We start from the raw sequence: 21,832 nt of genomic DNA on the forward strand, positions 1-21,832 counted from the left end.
ATTATCCTTTATGGAAGGGGAATATCCACCTATGAGAGCATCCAAACCAGTCGCTTTGTCTTTATCAGCAGCACTTCTTGTCGGGGTTGGCCTTACCGGCTGCGGAGACAACAACAGCAAGGTTGGTACACAAGGGGTTAAGAATCAAAGCGCTCACCGCCTGAACATCAACTCGGCTGATCAGGCCCGGGCTGGACTGACCAATATGAGGTACAGCAAGTCGTTAAGCCAAAAAGTAACCGAGCTGGGCAGCGTGCACTCCGCCCGCGTCATGACTTCCGGCAGTGAAGCCTTTGTTGCCGTCCGAATGAACGGCACCAATCCTTCCACAACCGGCGGTACCCGCGCATCGGCCGACAGGATGGGCACACGCAGCCTAAGCGGAACCGGGACCGGGACAATGAATATTCCGAACCGGCCCGATATGACAGTGCCAAGAACGCAGGGAACGGGGAACGTAATCGGTAATCCCGGTATGATGGGCCGTTCCCCCGGCCAGGGCGTCAATCCCGGCGGCAGTGATTACCGGCCGAACGGCGTAACAGGCTCTGCCGGGCTTGGATTTTCCGGCGGCGTCAGCGGCGGTACCAACAAACAGGGAGGCTATTATCCGAACCCGGGAACCATTTATGACGGGTCCAGACTTGGCGGAGGCTTGGGGGTACAGGCCGACAACAACCGTCCGGGGTCCCGTATGAATGGGGCTGGCAGTACCGGCGGCTACAATACTTTGAGCACGGACAACAACAGCATGACCAACAATGTCGGCACCGGCAGCGGCACCGCAAACAACAGCAATATTCCTGCTAACGTTCGTACGGAAATCGAGCAGGCCGTTAAAGGCGCCGCTCCGCATATTCAAAACGTTTATATTTCCGATGATTCGGATTTCATGGACCGCTTGGGCAGCTTCAGTACGGACGGCATGACGCTGGGCAACAACCCGCTGACCAACGGCGTCCGCAATGCAACTAATGATCTGGGCCAGATGATTGACCGCCTCTTCCCGGACCGTATGCGGAATATGACCAATACAAGCGGTTATAATACAAACGGAATCAACAACAATACCCGTTTCGATATGAACCCGAACCGATAATCCGGCTTATTCCTATTCTGCTTGGTGGAACTGGAAGAGCAGAAAGAGCATTCCCCCTTTGCGGGGAAATGCTCTTTTTTTTATAATCGGTTAATGCTCCAGCTGCAGCCCTTTAACCCAGACCTTCTGCAGTTCAAGCTCCGGGTCAAGCAGAAGCAGGTCGGCCTGTTTGCCGGTTTCTACAGCTCCTGTGCGGTTGTCGATCCGGATCAGCTTGGCAGGGCTGCCGCTGGCTGCCTCCGACGCCCGTTCGATGCTGAGGCCCACCTCCTGGACAAGGAAGCGGAAGCCGCGGATCATCGTCAGCGTGCTGCCGGCAAGCGTGCCTTCGCTGTCTTTCAGCGTACATACCCCGTCTTTCATGATGACAGGCAGATCACCGAGCATATATTCGCCGTTGCCAAGACCGGCTGCGGACATGGCATCGGTAATCAGGACGAGGTTATGGTGATCTTTAAGCGAAGCCAGTACCGATACAACGGCAGGATGGACATGGATGCCGTCCGCAATGATCTCTGCGCTCATCTGCGGCGAACTGAGCAGGGCGCCGGCGGTTCCCGGATTGCGGTGATGCATCGGCGTCATGGCGTTAAACGTGTGAACGGCGTGATGAAGCCCGGCGTCCACAGCCGTCATGATCTCCTCGTAGGTCGCATCGGTATGGCCGGCGGCGGCAACGATGCCGCGCTCGCGCAGATACGTGATCAGCTCCAGGGCGCCTTCGCGTTCCGGCGCAAAGGTCACCTGCTTGATCAGCCCCGGGTATTGCTTCTCCCAGGCTTCGATCCAGCTGCGGTTTGGATTGACGATATGCTCCGGATTTTGGGCTCCCGGCCACTTGGGGCTGATAAACGGACCTTCCAGGTGAACGCCCTCCAATTGGGCGTAAGGCATCGGGCGGGAACGGAACTCATGAACCTCGGCCAGCACTTGATCGAGGACGCTTCTCGGCGCAGTCATCGTCGTGGCCAGCATCGCGGTTGTCCCCTGGGAGCCGTGGAACTTCGTAATGGCTTCCAGTCCCTGCTGATCAGCGCCCGTAAAATCATGGTGGACCCCGCCGTGCACATGGATGTCGATAAAGCCGGGCAGGACATAGCCTCCGCCTGCATCAAGCACTTCCGGATACGAATCCAGTGTATGCTGGAGGGCAGCGGTTGAGCCCGCAAAGGTAAGGATTCCGTCCTTAACGGCAACAGCCCCGTCCTTCAGGATTCCGTTTGGCGTAACGACCTGGCCGTGAATAATGGCGAACGTGCGGTTATCTGAATTCAAGCGATTTTCCGGATTCAAATCAAACGCCCCGCTTCCTGATCGGCCAGTACGATGACGTTTGGATGAGTCTGCAGAAGGGAAGCCGGAACTTTTGTGGTAACAGGCCCCTGCATTGCCCGAGCAATGATCTCCGCTTTCTCGCCGCCCCTCACAAGCAGCAGGATCTGTTTGGCCTGCAAAATGGAGGCGATCCCCATGGTGATCGCTTGTTTCGGCACCTCCTCAATGGAGGAGAAGAAACGGGCGTTGGCCTTGCGCGTGCTTTCGTCCAGCGTTACGACGTGAGTGAAGCCCTGAAGCTCATCGCCGGGCTCATTAAAGCCAATATGGCCGTTCAGGCCCACGCCCAGAATCTGCAGATCAATCCTTCCCGCCTGGCGAAGCAGCTCCGTGTAGCCGGCGGCCGCCTGCGCCGGGTCAGGCGAAGCTCCGAGCGGAACATGGGTATTTTCAGCCAGAATATCGACGTGATTAAACAGCTTCTCATTCATAAAGGTGCGGTAGCTTTCCGGATGGTCGACAGGCAGTCCAACGTATTCGTCCAGATTGTAGCTCTGAGCCTGCGCGAAGCTGACCGAACCCTCCTTGTACAGCTCAACCAGGCGTCCATATACCCCTACAGGCGAGCTTCCGGTAGCCAGGCCCAGCAGGGCTTTGGGATTGCTTTGCAGAAGGCTGGCAATAATTCCGGCGCCGATGTCGTTAAATTGTTCTTCGCTTTGCGCTTTGATAATGTTTGGCATTTTTGTTTCCCTCCAATTATTTAGCGTTATTTCGCGTTATTTAGCGGTAATTGCGCACATTATGATAAGAATGCTCGAGCTTCGGCACATAATCCTCAAATCCGGAGCTGACCATCCCCATAAACAGGATGTCGATCAGATGAAGCTGGGCTATGCGGGAAGCCATATCGCCGCGGCGCATTCCTTCCTCCAGAGAGGAGGAGAACAGCGGAATATCGGCAAGGGAAGCCAGCGTGCTGCTGCCGTAATGGGTGAGGCAGATCGTCAAGGCTCCGCTGTCTTTGGCGCACCGCAGTGCGGCAATCGTCTCCGGTGTTTCCCCCGAATAAGAGACCGCAATCGCCGCGTCTCCTGCCTTCAGGGTTGAAGCAGAAGTTATCTGCATATGCGGGTCTGCAAAGGCCGTGCAGTTCTTGCCGATCCGGATCAGCTTCTGATAAAAATCCTGGGCCACGATCGACGAGGTCGCGACCCCGTACAAATCAATCCGGCCGGCCGCGCACAGCGCCTGAACCGCCTGCTGCAGCTGCTCCATATCAAGGAGCCGGGTCGTATCGGTTATAGAGGCCACATGATTGGCTTCTATCGCTGCAGCAATCGTCCGCAGATCGTTGCCGGCAATGACGTCCTGGTACGCATTGTGCGCAGGCTTCTGCGCAAGCTCGCCGGCCAGCTTCATTTTAAAATCCGGATAGCCCTTAAAATGAAACACTTTACAGAACCGGGTCACCGTGGCAGGACTGACGCCGCATTTCCCGGCCAGCTCCCGGATCCCCAAATCGACGATAGAGGCGGAGGAAGCCAGAATGTACTCAGCCACCCGCCGTTCCTGCTGGGAGAGCTGCTGCAGATGCTCTTCAACCGCATGGAGAATAGGTGTAGAAATTGTTGATATGCGGATCACCTTCTCGTTTTCACATTCGGAAAATATTTTTTACAAATATTAATGATTTTATGAAAATTATTTTTATATTATCTTATTTCATTTCCATTCGGGATGCAAGAGGCACAGCTGCCTCCGCCCCCGGCGCGGCATCAACCAACCGCCAGACAGCAGGCTGGGAACCAAGCAAGGATTGAGATATGGGGACAATTGGGGTAAATTGATAGTATAAACATCCGTTGAATCAGGCATGCAGAACCACAGGGGCAGAGCGGCAGAGAGGGGGCAGATCATGGAAGCGGATCAGGCGGATCTGGACCATTATATAGTAAGGCTTCAAAAAGGCTGGACCAAAACCTTCAGGCAGCTGGAGAACGATATTATGCAGCACAAGGATCTGGGGCTTACCGGGCCGCAGTTTCATATGCTGATTTATATTTTCCGCAAAGGGACGTGCAAGGTCAGCGATCTGGCGGAAGCGCTTGAGGTTAAGCCCAGCGCCATTACCGTCATGCTGGACAGGCTTGTCCAGAACGGCTTTGTGGAACGCCGCCATGCCGAGGAGGACCGGCGGGCAGTTCTCGTGTCACTAACGGAGTACGGCAAAGAGGCGATGCTGCAGGGACGGAAGAAATCGCTGCGCATTGTCAAATGGTATCTGGAACAGCTCGAAATAAGCGAAGTGGAGAGTCTTGTGCAGATCATTGAGAAATTGTCGGTGATGGATAAGCCGCCGTGGCTGGAGAAATAGCTGCTGGAAAACAAGATGAGGGAGGGAATGCGCGTTCAGGCGCTTTCCCTCCCTCTGTTGTTATTATTGCAGTTTGTGCGTTACTGCAGTGCATTTGGCCCGGTGGCCGGACGTTTGTCTTCGGCCTTGCTGTGCCTGCTGCTGTACGAGCGGAATCCGAAGGTAGCTAAAATGTACAGGAGCAGGAGCACCTGCGGAACAAAGGTCTCCCAGGTCGGATAGCAGCCGAGCCAGCTGAGGGACGGCAGTCCGCTTTGATTGTGGGCGGGAAGCCTGCCGGCGATCTGCAGGGCGTGAATGCTCTCGCCCAGGAAGCGCAGTACCAGATAATAAATGAAAGCAGTGGCCGTCAGGAAAAAGGCCCCGACCGGCAGTTTGCTGCTGAACCGGATCATGGCATAGCCCAGCAGAACGAGCCCGACTAAAGCCCCTCCAATGCCGAGAATAAGCTGCGCGGGAGTGATTGAGGAAGCCATGCCGATGTAAAAGACAGCCGTCTCTGCGCCCTCCCGCAGGATGGCCAAGCCGGACAAGGCGAACAAGGACCATAAGCTGCCGCGCGCAAGGGCGCCGCCAACCTGCCTGGAAATGTAGCGGTTCCAGGCAGCCGTGCTGGCTTTGCCGTGAAGCCAGGCGCCTACTGTCAGCATCATCACCACCGCCGCCAGGCCTGTAATCCCTTCCGTCAGTTCCCGTGCTCCGCCGGAAGCTGCGCGCGATACGGCGTAGGTGAGCACAACGGCGAACAGGCCGCTCAGCACCAGACCTGCCGCCGCGCCCGACCAGATAAATCTGCGGGCCGGGCGGTTGCCTGCCCGTTTGGCAAAGGCCAGCAGAGCGGTGACGACCAGGATCGCCTCAAGGCCTTCGCGCAGCATGATCAGCGCGGCGTCCCACGCCGAATAGGAGGTAACGCTGGAGATGGGCTCAAGCTCGTTCAGCATGCTCTGAACAACGGATTGGGCTTTGTCTGCTGCCGGAGGATCTGAGGTCAGATAGCCCAGCGCTTCCGTCATCCGGTTCTCCGTATTCTGGTAAGCGGATGACGAGGAGATGGAGACCTCGCCTTCCACGGAAGGCCACATCTCGATAAACTGATTCAGCTTCTCCTGCGCGCCTGCTAGGTCCCCGGAAGCCATCAGGCTGGACGTGCTGTGCAGCAGGGCAACCGCATCGCTCAGCGAAACGCTGCCGTCCGCCGGAGCGGCATCCTGCTGCCCGTCAAGCTTGCCGTCCAGATATTCCTGCAGCAGGGCGTTCATGTCCGCCAGCTGCGAAGCGGCCTGGCCGGCCTTGGCAGGCTCGGCCTGCAGCGCTACCCGGATGAGGCTCATCTTCGTCTCCAGCTTGCTGTATAGTCCGAAATGAGCCTGGCGGATCGGCGATTCGAGCTTGGTCCAGCCGTCCGTAACGGCCTTGAAGTCCTGCTTTGCGGCTTCAATATTGGATTGCTGCAAGTCCTCGGCAGCCTTCCGGCTCATACCAAGCAGCGTATTGGCCGCCTCCTTGCCGGCATCCGTGGTGGCGGAGCCGGAAGCCCCGCCACCGCTCTCCGAAGCTCCGCTGCCAGCGGCCTCGACGTAGCTGTTCACGTCCTTGGCCAGCGCAGACAAGGCTTGGGAGGCCGCCTCCTTATCTTTGGAAGATATGGCGGAATCAGCGGCCGCTAGTTCCGTTTGGATGCGGCTGTCCGTATCGCCAGGCACGGCGAGGCCGCTCCAGGCCGCAGTGAATTGGTCCAGCTCGCTGGCCGCCTCCGCCCAATCCTCACTGCCGGCGGCTGCCAGCGACCCGCCGACCAGCGGGAGCAGGTCTTCCAGCGCCGGCTGCTCTTGCTCTCCGGCTGCGGACACTGCGGACACCCAGGCGGTGCCGGCTCCGGCGCCGGACAAGGCGACCGAGAAGGCAAGCGCCGCCGGAAGCAGGCACCGCCCCAGCCTGCTGAATTTTCCGTGCCCATGTTCAGAATTCCTGTTCGGTTGAGTCAACTTATTACCTTCTTTCTGCCCTAAAATAGCGTGTCCCCTATATATCCGCCCTCGGCAGCTCCCGGGAAACAGGCGAAGCCCGCGCTTCCGACATGGGAGATGTATTCGTTGAGCTTGTCGCTCGCCGCCAGAATTTGCTGCATGGCGATAAACTGCTTACTGACATTCCGCTGGAAGCAGATGAAGAACAACCCGGCGTCCAGCTGGCCTGTCTTGGCGTCCAATCCGCTGGAATAGGAATAAGCCCGGCGCAGCAGCTTTGTATTGCCGTCCATATGGGCGAGCCGGGAATGGGAGGTCACCGGAAGCGCGGGCTGGCCGGCTGCGTCCTTGGCATTCAGATCAAGAGGATCAAATTCATCCTGGCCGCCAAGCGGAGCGCCGCTGTCCCGGTACCGCCCGAACGTCCGCTGCTGGTCATCCAGCGTGGACCGGTCCCAAACCTCCAGACGCATCCGGATGCGTCTGGCCACCATATAGCTGCCGCCAGCCATCCAGGCAGCGCCGTCCCCGGCCTGCGCCCAAACGACCTCATCCATCAGTTTGGCGTCGTTCACGTCCGGGTTGCCGGTGCCGTCCTTGAACCCCATCAAATTGCGCGGGGTTCCATTTGCCGGCTCGGCAGCCCCGGTCCGCTGGAAGCCTTCCTGCGTCCAGCGCAGCACCGCGGAGCCCCTGGCGATCCGCGCCAGGTTGCGGACCGCGTGGAAGGCGACCTGCAGGTCGTCCGCGCACACCTGGACGCCGATATCGCCGCCGCACCACTGCGGCTGAAGAGCATCGCCCCGGAACTTGGGCAGATCCGGGAAAGCCGCCGGCCGTTTGCTCGCCAAGCCGAACCGGCTGTCAAAGAAGGACGGCCCCGCCCCAAAGGTAATGGTCGTCCGGGAAGGGATCAGACCGGCCGCTTCTCCGGTATCGGCCGGCGGGAGATTCAGGCTGGTATTTGCAGCTGAATCTCCGAGCATGCTGCCCTGCGTCATGTTTGCCGCAGCAAGGGTCCATTTTTGAAACAGCTCACGCACTTCATTAATGGAGGCGACGGTGAGATCGAAAGAAGCGAAGCACAGGAAATTTTGCGAGGGGGTTATAATGCCGGATTGATGCTTGCCGTAGAAAGGATGCACCTTCTCGTTCGTCCGGCCCGCATTCAGCACGCTTTCCTTCCGGGTGAAGGCCTTGGTTCCTTTGAAAAGAGCACCCGCGGCTCCTCCCCCGAGCAGCAGGCCCAGCCCGCCGATCCCTGCCATCTTGAGGACATCCCTGCGGCTTACGGGTTTATTCAGCAGAGAACCGGGCGTCTTGGAAGACGTCCCGGCTTCTTGTAGATTTTCATTTGTTTTGAGGTCACTAGGCTCCATGGATTACACTCCCAGCAGCGTGCCCATTTGAGACAGCGGTTCAGCGAGCGCGTCGAGATTCTGGCTCAGCTTGCGCACTTCATCTTCTTTCAGCACATCGTAGGAGACGTATCCGCCGTCCTTCGCGTAGCTGTTCAGCTCATTTTGCAGGACGGTAAAGCTGTCGCCGATTTTCTTCTCCAGCTCCGGATCCTTGTCGGCCAGATTTGGCTTGAGAAGCTCGTAAATCTTCTCCGCACCTTCAACATTCGCGGCAAAATCGTACAGATCCGTCCGGGAATATCGGTCTTCTTCACCAGTAACCTTGGACGTCGAAACTTCGTTCAGCAGCTCAACCGCGCCTGTTACCAGCAGTGAAGGTTCAATATCAACGGTTTCCACTTTGGCACGGAGCAGCTTGGTGTCGCTCAGCAGGCGGTCGGCGTATTCCTTGGTGCCGTCGGTGGACTTATCCTCCCACAAAGCTTTCTCCAGCCGGTGGAAGCCGCGCCATTCGGAGGGATCAACATCCCCGTCCCGGGCGTCGATATTCGGATCGAGATCGCCAAGCGCTTCGGCAATCGGCTCAATCCGCTCGTAGTGCATGCGGGCCGGGGCATACAGCTTCTTGGCTTCTTCGATATTTCCGCTGTTAATCGCATCGACAAACGCTCCTGTATCTTTGACGAGGGCGTCCGTCTCGGTGATGACATATTCCCGGTAGCTGTCAATCGCTGCTGTGAAGTCAGCGCTGGCTGCAGCCGATGCCGATGCCGGCGCGGAAGAGGAATCCGAGGATGAAGATGCTGAAGCTGCTGCTGTTCCGGTATTGGAGGAAGTAGAAGCGGCATTAGCCGAGTTGGTGTCAGTGCTGCTGTTGGAGCAGCCTGCGGTCAGAAGGGTGGCCGCCAAAGCAGAGAGGGCCAGAGAGGATCGGATATTCATGGATACACTCCTTAAATATGTACTTTTTGGAATTGATAATGATTCTCAGTATCATAGGATTAAATCTATCATAGTCAGCCTTAAGGAATCCGTCAATTCCTAAAGTGACTTTTTTTACAAATCCTTCGGATTCTCTTACTATATAAAGCAGGAAACAGGATCTAACGAAACGGGGAGGAAGAAGTATGGGGCAGTACATCATGGCTCTTGATCAGGGGACGACAAGCTCCCGCGCCATTTTATTTGATAAAGAAGGACGGGTGGTGCATGCTGCGCAGCATGAATTCCCGCAGTACTTTCCAAAGCCGGGCTGGGTGGAGCAAAACGCCAATGAAATATGGGGCTCCATCCTTGCGGTCATTGCCTCCTGTCTGTCCGAGGCGGGGATCAAAGCGGCCGACGTGTCCGGCATCGGCATTACAAACCAGCGGGAAACGGCGGTTGTCTGGGATAAAAATACCGGGATTCCGGTGTACAACGCCATCGTCTGGCAGTCCCGGCAGACAGCGGACATTTGCGAGGAGCTCAGAGAGCAGGGATTGAGCAAGCTTTTTCATCAAAAGACAGGCCTGCTGATCGACCCTTATTTTTCAGGCACGAAGGTAAAATGGATACTCGATCATGTGGAGGGCGCCAAGGAGCGGGCGGAGCGCGGGGAGCTGCTGTTCGGCACGGTGGATTCCTGGCTGATCTGGAAGCTGTCCGGCGGGACTGTTCATGTAACCGATTATTCGAACGCTTCGCGCACGTTGATGTACAACATTCACGAGCTGTGCTGGGATGAAGAGATTCTGGAGATTCTGGATATTCCCCAATCGATGCTCCCGGAGGTCCGCTCCTCCTCGGAAGTATACGGTCATACGATCGAATACCATTTCTTCGGAGCAAAGGTGCCTATCGCAGGTGCGGCAGGAGACCAGCAGGCGGCTTTGTTCGGGCAGACCTGCTTTGAAGAGGGCATGGTCAAAACGACCTATGGCACCGGCTGCTTCATGCTGATGAATACGGGCGGCAGGCCGGTGGATTCCGAGCATGGGCTGATTACTTCTATTGCCTGGGGAATAAACGGCAGGGTGGAGTATGCGCTTGAGGGCAGCATTTTTGTAGCAGGCTCCGCGGTACAGTGGCTGCGGGACGGGCTGCGGATGATCAAATCGGCGAAAGACAGCGAAACGTATGCGCAGCGGGTGGACACGACAGACGGCGTCTACGTGGTTCCGGCTTTTGTCGGGCTGGGCAGTCCCTACTGGGACAGCGACGTGCGGGGCGCGGTCTTCGGCTTGACGCGGGGGACCAGCAAGGAGCATTTTATCCGGGCAACGCTGGAATCGCTGGCTTATCAGACCAAGGACATTTTGACGGCCATGGAGCAGGATTCGGGCATGAAGGTGCCGATGCTGCGGGCGGACGGCGGGGCGGTTGCCAACCGGTTCCTGATGGAGTTCCTGAGCGGCATGCTGGATGTGCCGGTGGAGATTCCGGAGGTCAGCGAAACAACTGCGCTTGGCGCAGCTTATCTGGCGGGGCTGGCAGTCGGCTTCTGGAGCAGCCGTGAAGAGATTTGCAGCAAGTCGAAACTGAAGCAGCGCTTTGAGCCGGAAATGACGGCCGGTCAACGGGAGCATTTATACAGCGGCTGGAAAAAAGCCGTTCATGCGGCAATGGCCTTTAAATAGGCCGAGCTAAAGACGCAGGCAATCGGCGCACAGGCAGCAGGCACAGGCCGAAGGCCGTAGGCATAAGTGCTGCCGGACCTTCCGGCAGGGGCGGAGTCCCGGGTTCCGCCCATTTTTACCCCGTTACCGCACCAACATATGGCCCCTCTCATAAACTGTGTTGACTGTATCCCTTAACCTTGTTAGACCACAAAACCCGGGCAAGGAGGGGTGACACATTTTGAAGAGCAGCGATCGCAACAGCAAATTTTTGCTTACACATCGAGAGCGGGAAGTTTTTGAGTTGCTGGTACAGGACAAAACGACTCGGGATATTGCGGAACAACTGTTTATAAGTGAAAAGACCGTCCGAAATCACATCTCGAATGTCATGCAAAAACTGAACGTAAAGGGCCGTGCGCAAGCGGTAGTCGAGCTCATCAAGCTTGGGGAGCTCAAGATATAGCGGCTGTTCATCAGAGTTCCCCCAAATGCAAATAGCCTTTTCTTTCTTCCGCCCGGGAGAGAGAAAAGGCTCTTTTGTTATTGCCTGATGTGCTTACAGAGCTTTCAAATACTCAACAACGGTCAGCAGACCTTTGTCAAAGTTCTCAAGATTAAAGTGCTCGTTCGGTGCGTGCAGGTTCTCGTCAGGCAGTCCGAAGCCCATCAGCACGGCAGGCGCTGTCAGCACGCGGGACAAGGTTTCCACGATCGGAATGGAGCCGCCGTCTTTGGTGAAGAGGGCGCGTGTTCCGTATACTTTTTCATAAGCGTCAGCGGCTTTCTGCAGCATCGGCTGGGAAGGGTCGATGTTGAAGGCAAAGGCTTTCTCACCCGCATGGAAGGTCAAAGCGGCGCCGGCCGGCACATAGGCGTTCAGATGGCGTTCGATCTTCTCCATAATGTCATGCGGGTTCTGGTTGGCCACCAGACGGCAGGTGATTTTGGCATGGGCTTCTTTCGGAATGACTGTTTTGGAGCCTTCGCCCTGGAAGCCGCCGTACAGGCCGTTGATTTCAAGCGTAGGGCGCGCGCCAATCCGTTCAACAAACGTATAGCCCGGTTCGCCGAACAGGGAAGTCAGACCCAGATCCTGTCTCAGCTTCTCTTCATTAAACTGCTGCTTCTCGAATTCGTCATGCATTTCAGGAGACAGCGGGAGCACATCGTCGTAGAAGCCCTCAACCGCAACGCGTCCGTCTGCGTCATGCAGCGAGTTAAGCAGGGTTACGATCGAATGCAGCGCATTGGGAACACCGCCGCCGAAGGAGCCGGAATGCAGGTCGGTATTGGCCGTATTGATCGTAAGCTCCATGGAGCATAAGCCGCGGAGGCCTGTGGAAATCGCCGGCTTGCCTTTTTCAATCAGGGCGGTGTCAGAGATCAGCACCACGTCGGCTGCCAGCTTCTCCTTGTTCTGTTCCAGGAAGATCGGCAGATTTGGGCTGGACACCTCCTCTTCGCCTTCGATGCAGAATTTAATATTGACCGGAAGCTGCTTCTCTTCGGCAAGAATGGCTTCAACGGCTTTAATATGTAGAAAAACCTGGCCTTTATCGTCCGTAGCTCCGCGCGCATACAGCTTGCCGTCACGCACATCAGGCTCAAACGGAGGCGTCTGCCACAGATTCAGCGGATCAACAGGCTGAACGTCATAGTGTCCGTATACCAGAACAGTCGGTTTGCCCGGCGCATGCAGGTGATCGGCGTAGACAATTGGATGTCCCTTGGTTTCGTTGATGGTGACATTGTCAAGACCTGCACGGGTCAAGGTGTCGGCAAGCCACTGGGCGGCACGGTTCACATCGGGTTTGTACTCTGAAATAGCGGAAATACTCGGAATGGAGAGCCATTCTTTCAATTCATTTAAATGCTGCTCTCTGCGGTTCTCAAAATAAGTCTGATAGCTGCTCATATGGTTATTTTATCCTCCCTGACTCAATTCTACGGTCTATTGTACTACGATTTGACTGTCAGCGGAAATCGCACGCTTTCGGCATGAAAAGGGTGATTTTGGCTAACATTAAGAGAACCTTAAGATCAGGTTTGATAATTTTTAATAAACCTTAAGGTTTTAAATAAGATTTTCTGTTATCTTTATAAGAGCTTAGCAAATTCAGAAGGGAGTCAAGATTGGAATGACTGAAGAGAAAAAAGATTTACAGGGATTAGACCCGAACGCTTCAGAGCCTTTGAAAGACGAGCAGGCTGCAGAAGCGGAAGCTGAACATACAGAAGAGGCTGTGAGCGCTGTGGAAGCTGATGGACAAGCTCCTGAAGCCGGACACGGGGAATCGGCCGAACAACCCGAAAGCGGTACAGGCGTTCCGGTAACGGGACTCGAGAGCAGCAGCGAAGCGCTGGCCGTGATGCAATCCGAAGACGAAATTCATACTCAGGCGGCTGAAGAACCTCCTGTTAAACGTAATAACAGCGGCATCTGGATGGGCGTGTCCCTTATCCTTGTTGTTCTGCTGGTCATTTCCTTGTTTACAAGCCCGTTTGCCCAGAAGGATTCCGAGAAGGCCGTTGCTACGGTCAACAACGAGAAAATTACCAAAGAGCAGCTGTATGACGCTTTGGTTAAAGCTGGCGGCGAGCAGACGCTGAGCGGCATGATCGACGATGAGCTGATCCGCCAGGAAGCAGTGAAAGCGAACGTTGAGGTAACTGACGCTGATATTCAGAAAGAGAAGGATTTCTATATTACGCAGTTTGGCTCTGAGGAAGCGCTGAATGAACTGCTCTCCCAATACGGGATGACAGACGAGGATTTCCAGGAGCAGCTCAAGAAAGAGGCCCAGATCCGCAAGCTGCTTGAACCTCAAGTGACGGTTACGGATGACCAGATCAGTACTTACTTCGAGCAAAATAAAGCTTCTTTTGATACGCCTGCACAGGTACAAGCTTCCCAAATCGTTGTCGCAACGGAGAAAGAAGCCACCGATATTATCACCCAGCTGAAGGGCGGCACTGATTTTGCCACTCTGGCTAAAGAGAAGTCTACTGATACAGCTACCAAAGACAACGGCGGCGATCTTGGCTTCTTTGCCCAGGATTCCGGCACAGTTGATTCTGCGGTCGTAACTGCTGCATTCAATCTCAAGAAGGACGGCATCAGCTCCGCTGTTCAAATGTCCGACGGCCAGTATGCAGTTGTGAAGGTTACGGATACGAAGGAAGCTCACACGGCTACCCTGGAAGAGAAGAAGGCTGAGATTAAAGACCTTCTGATCACCCAGCAGGTATCCTCGATGTCCACTTCCTGGCTTGATAACTTGAGAGCTGAAGCAAAAATCACCAACACGCTGGACAGCAGCAGCTCGGAAGAAACAGCTGCGGACAGCAGCACGACTACAGCCGAATAATTCCGGTTGTTCACTGAACTCAAGAAGCCCTCAGGGCTCAAGAGCCGCAAGAGAGCAGCAGACGGGCATTTCGCCCGTTCTGCTGCTCTTTTGTATAGGCGGACAAAAGGATTTCTGCCGACGGTTTAAATTTGATTCAAAGAACGATAAAATAACAACTGACAGTAGGATTATTTGGCGGGAAGAAGGTTGCGGAATGCCGGAAATAAAAGGTTGGATAGACGGAAGGCTGCTGCAGGTGCCGGTATCGATGGCGCCGCCGCTCAGGCTGGTTAACAGCTATCTTCTGCGGGATGCGGAGTCGGATTCTTATACGGTGATTGACCCCGGGCCGCGGTCGCCCGTGACGGAGAAGGAATGGGCGGACGTTTGGGAAGCCCTGCAGATCAGCCCCAAGCAGATCAGGCAAATCGTGGTGACCCATCATCATCCGGACCATATGGGTCTGGCCGGGTATCTCCAGGAGCTGTCCGGCGCAAACGTACGGATGTCAAAGACGGCTTATGAGGAATCGCTGCGCATGTGGCCTGAGGACCGGAGCATGAATGAGGCTCTGCCGGATTTCTACCGGGAACACGGAATGCCGGAGGAGCTTGCTTCGCAGCTGCCTGTGCACCTGGAGAGCTTCTATACGCAGGTCCATCCGCGGCCTGAAGTGACTTTCGTGAGTGAGAACGAAGAGCTCTGGATGGGCGGATGGAGCTGGAAGCCTGTGGAGACAGGCGGCCATGCTTCGGGGCACCTGTCCTTCTACAACCGGCAGGAGCAGGTCATCCTCTGCGGGGATGCGGTGCTGCCGCAGATTTCGCCGAATATCAGCTATTATCCGGGTGGGGATGATCAGCCCCTGCACACTTTCCTGAGCGGGCTGGTTAAGCTGGGCCAGTTAGAGGTTAAGCAGGCTTTTCCGGGGCACCGGCATCCGTTTGATTCCTTTCGTGCCCGGACGCAGCGGCTGCTTGAACATCATGAGGAGCGGCTGGAGAAGGTGTCCGGACTGCTGCAGCAGGGCGGGCCGCACACCGGTTTTGAAATCTGCGCCGAGCTGTTTGGCACCAAGCTTGGCATTCACCAGATGCGCTTTGCCATGTCGGAAAGCCTGGCCCATCTGGCCGAGCTGGTCCGCCGCGGCGAGGCGGCAGCCGAACGCGCGGGCAGCGGGAGCATCCGCTTTATTGCCCTGAAATATGTCAAGGCTTAATAATGGCGAGGTATAAATAAAATAAAGCTGCCGGGAGAAGACGATCCAGCATTCGTCTTCTCCCGGCAGCTTTTTTATAGGGGCAGTGATGCTGTTCAAAGCAGGCTACATGGAGGTGCCTTTTTCCGCGAGAGTATCAACGGATTCTTCGCCGCGTGCCTGCTCGCGCTCGGCCTGCTTGCGGTGCGCAATCCGGCTGCTGGCGGCTGCCGCCACTGCGCCTACGATATCGTCAAGGAACGTGTTGACCGGGCCGAGGCTCTTGTCGTTCAGCCGCTCCAGAACACCCGGCTTCAGCTTGTCCACATAGCCGTAATTCGTAAATCCGATGCTTCCGTACACATTTACGATTGAGAAAGCAAGAATTTCGTCAACGCCGTACAGACTCTCATCATATTTAATCATGTCCTGCAGCTCCGGGATCAGCAGGTTCTGCTCACCCAGAATATCGAGCTGGATGCCGGTCAGCACCGCATTCTGAACCTCCCGCTTCGAAAGCACCCGCTCAACGTTGTGGATACACTCGTCCATGGTGAGATTCGGATAGTATTTCCGCTGCAGGATCATGACCAGCTCCGCGATCTCCTCGATCTTGACGCCGCGCTTCTCCAGCCAGTATTTCGTGGCCTCCGCGACCTTTTTACTGTTCAGTGCATAAGGATTTTTGATCTCTTCCATTCTTCCTCCACCTCATTCATGTCATGGTTAATAAGCTGTCCAATTTGAGAAAAAATATAGTTATTTTTACGGGGAAGGCTCGTATACATAGTAGTACAAACCAGCACAAAATGTAGGGAGGCTCCCATTCATGAAACGTATTCCACATTGGAAAATGACAGCTGCAGCCAGCGCAGTTGCGCTGCCGCTTCTACTATCAGGCTGTTCCTTGGCAGGCCTTGGCCCATCGGGCCAGATCGATGCGCCGCCGGCGAACGCCGAAGCGCAGATGCTGAGCGGTGAAATCCCGACAGCTGCAGGGGTCCAGCATGATCCGGCAGATTTAACGACCGTCTACCTGTCCAATGGACAAGGCCTGCTTGCGCCGGTCTCACTGCCATTGAACGCCGAGAGCGGTTCCGCGCAAACGTCAGGGGAAGCAGACGGAGCGGATTCCGCTGCTGCCAAACAAACCTCGGCGACCTCGGTCAGCGATCCGCTGGCAGAGGACAGCTCCGGCGCTGACGGGGAAGCTGCTGCAAACGCTGCAGTGAGCGCTCCAGCGAATGAAGGCGAAGCTGCCGCGGCAGAGCCAGTCGCCGGGACGGACGGCAGCGCGGTCGCTGCGGATGACGATTCGGCAGACAGCAGCGCCAAGCAGACAGCTGCCGATGCTTCATCCGACTCCGCTACCTCCGCTACCTCTGCCGCCTCGGCGGCTGCTGCATCAAACGAGACGCTGATCAAGAGCCTGGAAACTCTCGTCATAAACGGGCCGTACCAGCAGGAGCTTCCAGTCGGGTTCAGCGGCATTCTGCCTGAAGGCACTGAAGTCAAAAGCGTGACTGTCAAGCCGGATCAAAAGCTTGCGGTCGTCGAATTTTCCAAAGCCTTCACAGGTTACGATAAAGCCGATGAGCGCAAAATTCTTGAAGCCGTCACCTGGACAATGACCGAACAGACGGGCGTAAATGCGGTAGAGGTTTGGGTAGACGGGCAGCGCCTGAGCGAAATGCCTGTAGATCATACGCCGATTCCGTATCCGTTGACCCGGGCGGTAGGCATCAACCTGGAGCTGGACGGCGGGGCCGTCTCGCAGACGACACCGGTGACGGTCTACTTCACGGCAACCGCAGAAGACGGTTCTCCTTATTTTGTACCCGTTACCCGCTTTGTTCCAAACAGCGAAGAACCATTGAAAGCGGCTTTAGGCCAGCTGATCAGCGGCCCTCAGCAGGGGGACGGGCTGGAGCAGGTATTGACGGAGACGGCAGCCCTGAAATCAGTTGAAGAATCCAAGGACGGGGTGGTCAGCGTATCCCTGACCGACGACATGTTTGAATCCGGTGAACGTATCCCGGCAGAAATGCTGGAAGCCGTAGTGCTGACGGTCACGGAAAATGCCAAAGGCAGCAAGGTGAACATCACCTTTAACGGCAGCAAGGATGTAGTCGATACGCTTAATAAAGCGTACAGCAATCCGGTGACAAGACCGGAGAAGATTAACGACCTTTCTGTTTAAAATTGAGGCTGTGCCGCTTAATTCAAGCCATGAGCGAAGTATCGGAGACCGGAGCGGTCTCTTTTTTTTTATAAAAAATAAGAATAAGGGGGCGGTGTGCTTTTGCCCGGTGACTTTGCTAAAATAAGATGAACAAACGACAGGCTGAATTTTAGGAGGATAACAGGATTATGAGATTGGATGGGCGCGCCCATGATGAGCGCAGACCGATGACACTTGCGGTAAATACAAATAAATATGCGGAAGGCTCGGTTCTGATTGAAGTCGGAGATACCAAAGTGATTTGCACGGCCACCGTGGAGGAACGGGTTCCTCCTTTTATGAAAGGACAGGGCAAAGGCTGGATAACGGCTGAATATTCCATGCTGCCCCGTGCGACTCATACCCGCAACCAGCGCGAAGCAAGCAGAGGCAAGCTGACGGGGCGGACGATGGAAATCCAGCGTCTGATCGGCAGAGCGCTGCGTTCGGTCGTGAATCTGGAAGCGCTTGGCGAACGGTCCGTATTGATTGACTGTGACGTCATTCAGGCTGACGGGGGCACGCGCACCAGCTCCATTACCGGCGCTTTTGTAGCGATGACGATGGCTATTGAGAAGCTTGCGGCCAAGCATAACCTGCCGGTGTTTCCGGTTACGGATTATTTGGCTTCCGTCAGCGTCGGGGTTATTGGAGAGAGCCTGCTGCTGGACTTGAATTATGAAGAGGATTCGAAAGCGAAAGTAGATATGAATGTCGTGATGACCGGACAGGGCAAATTTGTTGAGGTTCAGGGCACAGGGGAAGAGAATCCATTCTCCCGCCAGGAGCTGAACGGACTGCTGGAGCTTGCGGAGAAGGGCATTTCCGAAGCTATTTCCCAGCAGCGCGAAGCGCTTGGAGCCCTTGCGTCCAAGATCGGAGGTGGGGGAAAGGCATGATGGAGCAGCAGGCCATTATTGTTTCTACCCGCAACAAGGGCAAGGTGCGTGAGTTTGCGCATGCGCTTGCTTTCCTGGGGAAGCCGGTGCAGAGCATGTATGATTACCCGGATGTACCGGAGGTCGTAGAAGACGGGGAGACCTTTGCGGAAAATGCCCGTAAGAAAGCCAAGGAGGTCGGCGACCGGCTCGCGATGCCGGTGCTGGCCGATGATTCCGGCTTATGCGTAGACCGGCTGGACGGCAGACCGGGCGTTTATTCTGCCCGTTTTGCAGGCGAGGGCGCGGCAGATGAGCAGAACAACGAGAAGCTGCTGGCTGCGCTCGCGGAGCTTAGCCTGGGCGAGGATACGGAGCAGCCGCTGCTGAGTCCGGCCCGTTTCGTCTGCAGTTTGGCGTATTACGACCCTGCAGACGGCAGCTTTGTGGAAGCGGACGGCGAGGTCGAGGGCTGGATTACATCAGAGCCGGCCGGCAGCGGGGGCTTCGGCTACGACCCGCTGTTCTACCTGCCGGAATACGGGAAGACGATGGCGGAGCTCAGCCTGGAGGAGAAGCAGGCGATCGGCCACCGCGGCCGGGCGCTGCGCAAGCTTGTAGAGAAGCTTGGAGGACAAGCTTAAAGGGAAAGCTTAAAGGGAAAGCTTAAAGGGAAAGCTTAAAGGGAAAGAAACAGGGACTGACTCGGGTGGAGTCAGTCCCCTTTTTTTTAAAATTTCAAATCAGCGGATCGAAACCTTGTAATCCTTCAACCAGCGGTTGATTTGCGTCATGTAGGCAAACAGCTGCGGCCCGGACATGAGCTGGCTGAACCATGGCAGATGGGATGTCGAATCGGTGGCTGCGGCAATTTCCCGCAGCTTCGCGCTGTCAATCAGCGGCAGAATGGGAGAAGAGGGGTCATCCAATACAGCAAGCATCTGGTCTCTGACCGCATCGAGATAAGCCGGATTATGCGTTTTTGGATAGGGGCTCTTCTTGCGGTACAGCACATCATCCGGCAGCAGGCCTTCCAGAGCCTTGCGCAGAATGCCTTTTTCCCGGTCGCCGGTCATTTTGATATTCCAGGGAATGTTGAATACATATTCAACGAGGCGGTGGTCGCAGTAAGGAACGCGCACCTCAAGCCCGGCGCCCATGCTCATCCGGTCCTTGCGGTCCAGCAGCGTCGGCATAAAGCGGGTGATATTCAGGTAGGAGATCATGCGCATCTTGGCGTCATCGCCGGTTTCACCTTCCAGTTCCGGCACCTCGGCGAGCGCTTCCCGGTAACGCTGGTCGACATAGTCAAGGGGCTTGATGTGCTCGCGAAGCTCCGGAGACAGAAGCTCTGCGCGGAATGGGCTGGAGACGGACCACGGGAACGTGCCGGAGTCGCGGAGCTCTTTGCGGTGAAACCATGGATACCCGCCGAAGATTTCATCCGCAGCCTCGCCGGATAAGGCGACGGTTGCTTCTTTCTTGATTTCGTGGCAGAACAGCAGAAGCGAGGAATCCACATCGACCATTCCCGGTAAATCCCGGACTCTGGTTGCTTCGTCCAGCGCTTCAACCAAATCGTCCGTATCAATCAGGACATAATGGTGTTCGGTCTGCAGCTCCTCGACCATCCGCTTGATCCAGGGGCCGTCAGCTCCAGGCTGGAAAATGTGCTCTTTGAAATGCTTATCGTTGCCCACATAGTCGACAGAGAACGTATGCACCTGGCCTTGCCCGGTCTGCTTGTAGTAATTAACCGCCAGCGCCGTCAGCGCGCTGGAATCGAGTCCTCCGGACAGCAGCGTGCAGAGCGGGACATCGGAAATCAGCTGGCGCTCAACGGTATCGGTGAGCAGGGCGCGGAGTTTTTCAGCCGTTTGCTCCACACTGTCCTCATGCCTGGTGCTTTCGAGCTTCCAATACGCGTAAATGCGCAGCCCCGCCTGGCTGTAAATCATGGCATGCCCGGGACGAAGCTCCTTCAGCTCTTTATACACGCCATGGCCGGGCGTACGGGCCGGTCCAATCGCAAAAATCTCGGCAAGCCCTTCCGCGTCAACGGACGCTTCGACCTTCGGGTGCTGGAGAATGGCCTTCGGCTCAGAGCCGAAGATCAGCAGCCCGTCTTGATCGCTGTAAAATAAAGGCTTCACGCCTAACCGGTCGCGGGCCAAAAAGACATGCTGCTGGACACTGTCCCACACCGCAAACGCAAAAATCCCGTTCAGCCGGTCCACACAGCCGGGCCCCCACTCGGCGTAAGAGTGAAGCAGCACCTCGGTATCGCAGTCCGTGCGGAAATGGTGTCCCCTTTGGAGCAGCTCTTTTTTCAATTCGTTAGCATTATAGATCTCTCCGTTATATACGATGCTGAACAAGGCGTCCTCCTGCTGAAAAATCATAGGCTGCGCGCCGTTCTCGGGGTCCATGACGCTCAGGCGGCGGTGCCCGAAAGCACACGGATTGGAGATCCAGGTGCCGTGGGCGTCAGGCCCCCGTTTGGACAAGGTTTCAGTCATATTCACCAAGAGCTCGGAATCCTGCGTCAAATCCCTGCCCCATTCAATAAATCCCGTAATTCCACACATGGTTAATGTTCATCCTCTCTATCGGCCAATTCCTGGTGCGTAGTGTCGTCGCCCAAAGTAATAACAAATTATGCCGAACAAGGGCATAAAATGTCTGTCCTTTATGGAAACTAATGAAGGAAGCGGATGCAATTGAAACCAGGAAGGGAGATATAAGATGTACAACATTACCAACGCTGAATTCCGCCGGATGGCGGACTATCGGGGCCAGCGCTGTGCGGAAATTGAGGTGAACTCGGGCAAGGCCGGAGAACACGATCTTCTGGTATATGTGGCGAGAACGCCGCAGGGCGCTTATGATATTGTCCATATGTACAGCACGGATATTGATCCTGAGATTGACTGGTATAACAACAATCTTCATAATGCGTATGAGGAAATATCCGAAGACGAATTTGGCGCACGGTCGTCTTCGTCCATGCAAACGGCCGAACTGCATAAAGCCCAGTTTAAGGAAAAGCTGTTCGGTATGAAACATATCTCCGCTAAACTTCAGGAGAATTTATAAACAAAACGGATTCCGCCCGGGCTTAATCCTGGGCGGGTTCTGGCATGCCCCTTCAGCCTCACAGCGAAAACCACTTGAAATAAACAAAAATTGCAGTATAATAGTTAATGTTGTCCTTACATATGTCCCAGTAGCTCAGCTGGATAGAGCAACGGCCTTCTAAGCCGTCGGTCAGGGGTTCGAATCCCTTCTGGGACGTCAAGCAAAGCTCTCCTTTTGGAGAGCTTTTTTATGTCCCACGGGATGAGAACCCCAGGGGGTTCGTCGCAGTGAGGCCATCGGAACCGGATGGCCGAACGGAGTCAGCCGCTGAGACGGCTGTACCCCGACTGGGACGTGAGCGGGCTCTCCAACGGGAGAGCTTTTTTTACGTCCCACGGGATGAGAACCCCTTGGGGGTTCGTCGC

The 21,832-nt window shown here is 55.8% G+C and carries 19 protein-coding genes and 1 tRNA gene; 11 read left to right on the plus strand and 9 right to left on the minus strand.

Annotation, left to right across the window (positions count from 1 at the left end; translation table 11 throughout):
• Nucleotides 1-31 precede the first annotated feature (31 nt).
• Nucleotides 32-1,099, plus strand: a complete 1,068-nt coding sequence (locus tag FCN15_RS15695) for a YhcN/YlaJ family sporulation lipoprotein (protein WP_138495942.1) — start codon at nt 32-34, stop codon at nt 1,097-1,099.
• A gap of 90 nt (nt 1,100-1,189) precedes the next feature.
• On the opposite strand, the gene nagA is transcribed toward FCN15_RS15695, so the two are convergent.
• Genes nagA through FCN15_RS15710 form a run of 3 tightly spaced genes read right to left on the minus strand, consistent with a single transcriptional unit; the run spans nt 1,190 to nt 4,018 of the window.
• The gene (gene nagA / locus FCN15_RS15700; protein WP_138495974.1) at nt 1,190-2,374 is read right to left on the minus strand and encodes an N-acetylglucosamine-6-phosphate deacetylase; all 1,185 of its coding nucleotides are present in this window, start codon (nt 2,372-2,374) and stop codon (nt 1,190-1,192) included.
• Between the two features lie 14 nt (nt 2,375-2,388).
• A complete protein-coding gene (nagB, locus tag FCN15_RS15705) occupies nt 2,389-3,117 on the minus strand; it encodes a glucosamine-6-phosphate deaminase (RefSeq protein ID WP_138495943.1) in 729 nt (242 codons plus the stop codon).
• Between the two features lie 40 nt (nt 3,118-3,157).
• Complete coding sequence (locus FCN15_RS15710; protein WP_420819586.1) at nt 3,158-4,018, minus strand: MurR/RpiR family transcriptional regulator; 861 nt, start codon at nt 4,016-4,018, stop codon at nt 3,158-3,160.
• Nucleotides 4,019-4,292: 274 nt separating this feature from the next.
• Here FCN15_RS15710 and FCN15_RS15715 point away from each other — a divergent pair, with 274 nt between their 5' ends.
• A complete protein-coding gene (locus FCN15_RS15715; RefSeq protein WP_138495944.1) occupies nt 4,293-4,751 on the plus strand; it encodes a MarR family winged helix-turn-helix transcriptional regulator in 459 nt (152 codons plus the stop codon).
• Between the two features lie 80 nt (nt 4,752-4,831).
• Here FCN15_RS15715 and FCN15_RS15720 read toward each other — a convergent pair whose 3' ends face one another.
• The 3 genes from FCN15_RS15720 to efeO are packed head-to-tail and all read right to left on the minus strand — an operon-like array spanning nt 4,832 to nt 9,024.
• Nucleotides 4,832-6,739 (minus strand): FTR1 family iron permease, encoded by a 1,908-nt coding sequence (locus FCN15_RS15720; RefSeq protein ID WP_238996720.1) that lies wholly within the window; start codon nt 6,737-6,739, stop codon nt 4,832-4,834.
• A 20-nt stretch (nt 6,740-6,759) separates the two neighbouring features.
• A complete protein-coding gene (gene efeB / locus FCN15_RS15725; RefSeq protein WP_138495945.1) occupies nt 6,760-8,100 on the minus strand; it encodes an iron uptake transporter deferrochelatase/peroxidase subunit in 1,341 nt (446 codons plus the stop codon).
• Nucleotides 8,101-8,103: 3 nt separating this feature from the next.
• Nucleotides 8,104-9,024, minus strand: a complete 921-nt coding sequence (gene efeO, locus FCN15_RS15730) for an iron uptake system protein EfeO (protein WP_138495946.1) — start codon at nt 9,022-9,024, stop codon at nt 8,104-8,106.
• 185 nt (nt 9,025-9,209) lie between these two features.
• On the opposite strand from efeO, the gene glpK reads away from it, so the two are divergent.
• Both glpK and FCN15_RS15740 read left to right on the plus strand, forming a co-directional pair.
• Entirely contained in the window at nt 9,210-10,700 is a 1,491-nt protein-coding gene (gene glpK, locus FCN15_RS15735; protein ID WP_138495947.1) for a glycerol kinase GlpK, read from the plus strand.
• A 220-nt stretch (nt 10,701-10,920) separates the two neighbouring features.
• On the plus strand, nt 10,921-11,145 hold the full coding sequence (locus FCN15_RS15740; RefSeq protein ID WP_138495948.1) for a helix-turn-helix domain-containing protein: 225 nt from the start codon (nt 10,921-10,923) through the stop codon (nt 11,143-11,145).
• 93 nt (nt 11,146-11,238) lie between these two features.
• Here the strand turns inward: FCN15_RS15740 and FCN15_RS15745 are convergent, their stop codons facing one another.
• On the minus strand, nt 11,239-12,597 hold the full coding sequence (locus FCN15_RS15745; RefSeq protein WP_138495949.1) for a dipeptidase: 1,359 nt from the start codon (nt 12,595-12,597) through the stop codon (nt 11,239-11,241).
• 223 nt (nt 12,598-12,820) lie between these two features.
• Between FCN15_RS15745 and FCN15_RS15750 the strand changes: the two genes are divergently transcribed.
• Complete coding sequence (locus FCN15_RS15750; RefSeq protein ID WP_138495950.1) at nt 12,821-14,050, plus strand: peptidyl-prolyl cis-trans isomerase; 1,230 nt, start codon at nt 12,821-12,823, stop codon at nt 14,048-14,050.
• A 196-nt stretch (nt 14,051-14,246) separates the two neighbouring features.
• Nucleotides 14,247-15,251, plus strand: a complete 1,005-nt coding sequence (locus FCN15_RS15755) for an MBL fold metallo-hydrolase (RefSeq protein WP_138495951.1) — start codon at nt 14,247-14,249, stop codon at nt 15,249-15,251.
• 105 nt (nt 15,252-15,356) lie between these two features.
• Here FCN15_RS15755 and FCN15_RS15760 read toward each other — a convergent pair whose 3' ends face one another.
• Nucleotides 15,357-15,929 (minus strand): phosphatidylglycerophosphatase A family protein, encoded by a 573-nt coding sequence (locus FCN15_RS15760; RefSeq protein ID WP_138495952.1) that lies wholly within the window; start codon nt 15,927-15,929, stop codon nt 15,357-15,359.
• Nucleotides 15,930-16,059: 130 nt separating this feature from the next.
• On the opposite strand from FCN15_RS15760, the gene FCN15_RS15765 reads away from it, so the two are divergent.
• The 3 genes from FCN15_RS15765 to rdgB all read left to right on the plus strand — a co-directional run bounded on the left by FCN15_RS15765 (nt 16,060) and on the right by rdgB (nt 18,973).
• On the plus strand, nt 16,060-17,430 hold the full coding sequence (locus FCN15_RS15765) for a GerMN domain-containing protein (RefSeq protein WP_138495953.1): 1,371 nt from the start codon (nt 16,060-16,062) through the stop codon (nt 17,428-17,430).
• Between the two features lie 170 nt (nt 17,431-17,600).
• Entirely contained in the window at nt 17,601-18,350 is a 750-nt protein-coding gene (gene rph / locus FCN15_RS15770; protein ID WP_138495954.1) for a ribonuclease PH, read from the plus strand.
• Complete coding sequence (gene rdgB, locus FCN15_RS15775) at nt 18,347-18,973, plus strand: RdgB/HAM1 family non-canonical purine NTP pyrophosphatase (RefSeq protein WP_138495955.1); 627 nt, start codon at nt 18,347-18,349, stop codon at nt 18,971-18,973. Before rph ends, rdgB begins: the two co-directional genes overlap by 4 nt.
• A gap of 99 nt (nt 18,974-19,072) precedes the next feature.
• On the opposite strand, the gene asnB is transcribed toward rdgB, so the two are convergent.
• A complete protein-coding gene (gene asnB / locus FCN15_RS15780; protein WP_138495956.1) occupies nt 19,073-20,917 on the minus strand; it encodes an asparagine synthase (glutamine-hydrolyzing) in 1,845 nt (614 codons plus the stop codon).
• Nucleotides 20,918-21,074: 157 nt separating this feature from the next.
• On the opposite strand from asnB, the gene FCN15_RS15785 reads away from it, so the two are divergent.
• Together FCN15_RS15785 and FCN15_RS15790 are read left to right on the plus strand one after the other, a co-directional pair.
• The gene (locus tag FCN15_RS15785; protein WP_138495957.1) at nt 21,075-21,425 is read left to right on the plus strand and encodes a hypothetical protein; all 351 of its coding nucleotides are present in this window, start codon (nt 21,075-21,077) and stop codon (nt 21,423-21,425) included.
• Between the two features lie 124 nt (nt 21,426-21,549).
• Nucleotides 21,550-21,623, plus strand: a tRNA-Arg gene (locus tag FCN15_RS15790).
• The last annotated feature ends 209 nt before the right edge of the window (nt 21,624-21,832 follow it).

Origin of the sequence: Paenibacillus pinistramenti, assembly GCF_005869875.1 — a bacterium.
In the GTDB taxonomy this organism is placed as follows: domain Bacteria; phylum Bacillota; class Bacilli; order Paenibacillales; family Paenibacillaceae; genus Fontibacillus; species Fontibacillus pinistramenti.

Excerpts from the sequence above, each read along its gene's own strand:
- FCN15_RS15695 (WP_138495942.1), top strand. The coding sequence starts at position 32 with ATGAGAGCATCCAAACCAGTCGCTTTGTCTTTATCAGCAGCACTTCTT.
- nagB (WP_138495943.1), bottom strand. The coding sequence starts at position 3,117 with ATGCCAAACATTATCAAAGCGCAAAGCGAAGAACAATTTAACGACATC.
- FCN15_RS15715 (WP_138495944.1), top strand. The coding sequence starts at position 4,293 with ATGGAAGCGGATCAGGCGGATCTGGACCATTATATAGTAAGGCTTCAA.
- efeB (WP_138495945.1), bottom strand. The coding sequence starts at position 8,100 with ATGGAGCCTAGTGACCTCAAAACAAATGAAAATCTACAAGAAGCCGGG.
- efeO (WP_138495946.1), bottom strand. The coding sequence starts at position 9,024 with ATGAATATCCGATCCTCTCTGGCCCTCTCTGCTTTGGCGGCCACCCTT.
- glpK (WP_138495947.1), top strand. The coding sequence starts at position 9,210 with ATGGGGCAGTACATCATGGCTCTTGATCAGGGGACGACAAGCTCCCGC.
- FCN15_RS15745 (WP_138495949.1), bottom strand. The coding sequence starts at position 12,597 with ATGAGCAGCTATCAGACTTATTTTGAGAACCGCAGAGAGCAGCATTTA.
- FCN15_RS15750 (WP_138495950.1), top strand. The coding sequence starts at position 12,821 with ATGACTGAAGAGAAAAAAGATTTACAGGGATTAGACCCGAACGCTTCA.
- FCN15_RS15755 (WP_138495951.1), top strand. The coding sequence starts at position 14,247 with ATGCCGGAAATAAAAGGTTGGATAGACGGAAGGCTGCTGCAGGTGCCG.
- FCN15_RS15760 (WP_138495952.1), bottom strand. The coding sequence starts at position 15,929 with ATGGAAGAGATCAAAAATCCTTATGCACTGAACAGTAAAAAGGTCGCG.
- FCN15_RS15765 (WP_138495953.1), top strand. The coding sequence starts at position 16,060 with ATGAAACGTATTCCACATTGGAAAATGACAGCTGCAGCCAGCGCAGTT.
- rph (WP_138495954.1), top strand. The coding sequence starts at position 17,601 with ATGAGATTGGATGGGCGCGCCCATGATGAGCGCAGACCGATGACACTT.
- rdgB (WP_138495955.1), top strand. The coding sequence starts at position 18,347 with ATGATGGAGCAGCAGGCCATTATTGTTTCTACCCGCAACAAGGGCAAG.
- asnB (WP_138495956.1), bottom strand. The coding sequence starts at position 20,917 with ATGTGTGGAATTACGGGATTTATTGAATGGGGCAGGGATTTGACGCAG.
- FCN15_RS15785 (WP_138495957.1), top strand. The coding sequence starts at position 21,075 with ATGTACAACATTACCAACGCTGAATTCCGCCGGATGGCGGACTATCGG.